Origin of the sequence: Tsukamurella spumae (genome assembly GCF_012396015.1) — a bacterium.
Classification (GTDB): Bacteria; Actinomycetota; Actinomycetes; order Mycobacteriales; family Mycobacteriaceae; genus Tsukamurella; species Tsukamurella spumae.
Genome location: NZ_JAAXOQ010000076.1, coordinates 1 through 1,291, shown reverse-complemented (window position 1 = coordinate 1,291; position 1,291 = coordinate 1). Strand labels below are relative to the sequence as shown.

General features: G+C 63.4%; 1 protein-coding gene. It reads left to right on the top strand.

Translation table 11 applies throughout. The features are described from left to right. Positions 1-51: 51 nt before the first annotated feature. On the top strand, positions 52-1,260 hold the full coding sequence (locus HF999_RS22110; RefSeq protein ID WP_376766509.1) for an IS30 family transposase: 1,209 nt from the start codon (positions 52-54) through the stop codon (positions 1,258-1,260). Positions 1,261-1,291: the final 31 nt, after the last annotated feature.

Below are 1,291 nucleotides of genomic sequence, written 5' to 3'. Positions count from 1 at the left end.
CTTGGGTCCAAGGGGTCAGCGCAACATCTGAGGTAGATGAGGTGTTGTCTGATGGGAAGACCGAAGAGCCCGGCGGAGCGGGAGCGTCCGTTCTGGGATCAGATCCGCAGCGGTAAGACGGTCACGGACGCGGCTGCCGCTGCGGGGGTGTCGGAGAGACTGGCAAGCCGGTTCTTCAACGATCGTGGAGGGATGAAGCCCGCGATCCGGACCGGTGAGCGTTTGTACCGGAGGCTTGATTTTGCCGATCGAGAGGAGATTGCCCTGCTCAGGGCTGGTGGGCTGACGGTGCGTCAGATCGCTGAGCGGTTGGGGCGCTCGCCGAGCACGATCAGCCGTGAGCTGCGCCGTGCTGGAACGTTCATCCACGGTCGGACGGTCAACGGCCAGCGATACGAGTACGAGCGGGAGCGGCGGTATCGGGCGAGTACTGCGCAGGCCGCAGCGGATGCCGCAGCTCGCAGGCCGGTGTCGGGGAAACTGGCCTCGAACCCTCGCCTGCAGCAGGTGGTGCAACAGTGGCTCGAAGACGACTTCAGTCCGGAGCAGATCTCGAACCGGTTGCGGGTGGAGTTCCCCGACGATCTGGAGATGCGTGTGTCGGATGAGACGATCTACAAGGCCCTCTACGTTCAGGGACGCGGTGAGTTGCGCCGCGAGTTGACTACGCATCTGCGCACGGGAAGGAAGCTGCGTAAGCCTCAGCGCAGCAACACTGTTCGGAACCGGATACCGAACATGGTCAACATCAGCGAACGTCCGAAAGACGTGGAGGACCGGGCGATCCCCGGCGACTGGGAGGGCGATCTGATCCTCGGATCGACCACCTCAGCGTCGGCGATCGGCACCCTCGTCGAACGGGCGACCGGGTTCGTCATGCTGCTGCACCTGCCCGGCGATCACACCGCGGAGACCGTCGCCGCGGCCTTGATCGACAAGATCGGAGAACTACCCGAACAGCTTCAATGTTCTCTGACCTGGGATCAAGGATCCGAGATGGCCAGGCACGAGTTGGTCACTGCCGCGACCGGGATTGACATCTACTTCTGCGATCCACACTCACCGTGGCAGCGGGCCAGCAACGAGAACACCAATGGTCTTCTCCGCCAGTACTTCCCGAAAGGCACCGACCTCTCACGGTGGGGTCCGGGCTACCTCGACCTCGTCGCCGCCCAGCTAAACCGCCGGCCCCGCAAGCGCCTCGACTGGCAGACACCAGCCGAGGCACTCGACCAACTACTATCCGAACAAGCAGCATAGAGCCGTGTTGCGCTAGCCTCTTGGATCCGCC